Raw genomic sequence first — 830 nt, forward strand, 5'->3', positions numbered from 1 at the left:
AAATATATTAGCATTAAATGCTGCAGTAGAAGCTGCACGTGCAGGTTCTGCTGGTAAGGGATTTGCTGTTGTTGCTGATGAAGTAAGAAATCTTGCTGCTAAATCAGCAGAGGCTGCTAAAAATACTGCTACACTTATTGAGAATTCAATAGAAGCAGTTGATAAGGGAACTGAAATTGTAGATAATACAGCTAAATCATTAGAAAAAATAATAAGTACAACAAATAGAACTACTACAGTAGTTGATGAGATAGCGAAAGCATCTGAAGAACAAGCTAATGCTATTAATCAAATTACATTAGGAATAGAGCAAATTTCAGAAGTAGTACAAACGAACTCTGCAACATCAGAAGAAAGTGCTGCTGCTAGTGAAGAGTTAAGTGGACAAGCTCAAATGCTTAAATCACTTATTGAAAACTTTAACTTAAAAGATATAAATGGAACTAGTAAGCATTTAAGTTTTAATAATGATGAAATGAGTTGTTTTGGGATGAATGAAGTTCAATAATATAAGAACAATATTTTATAAATTTGATAAAAATGGAAGCTTTTATGCTTCCATTTTTAAAGACAAGATTTATTATTCTTAATTAATAAAGGAGAAAAATATGAGTGGAATGGATTCTTTAAATGAATTTTACGTGCATGAAAATATGCAATTATTAGAGCAGTTAGAAGAAATTTTACTTGGAGGACAATCAGAAGCAGGAAATTTGGGGAAAGAAGAAATTGAAGAGATTTTCCGTACAATGCACACTATTAAAGGTTCTTCAGCTATGATGGGTTATGATAGCATAACAAAACTTACTCATAGTATAGAAGACGTTTTT

Annotated in this window: 2 protein-coding genes; both read left to right on the forward strand. The window is 31.0% G+C overall.

The features are described from left to right. On the forward strand, positions 1-508 hold a 508-nt coding region (locus tag ABFX13_RS14585; protein WP_346047230.1), incomplete at its 5' end, for a methyl-accepting chemotaxis protein. 100 nt (positions 509-608) lie between these two features. After that, on the forward strand, positions 609-830 hold a 222-nt coding region (locus ABFX13_RS14590), incomplete at its 3' end, for an Hpt domain-containing protein (RefSeq protein WP_346047232.1).

The organism is Paraclostridium tenue, from assembly GCF_039521565.1.
Classification (GTDB): Bacteria; Bacillota; Clostridia; order Peptostreptococcales; family Peptostreptococcaceae; genus Paraclostridium; species Paraclostridium tenue.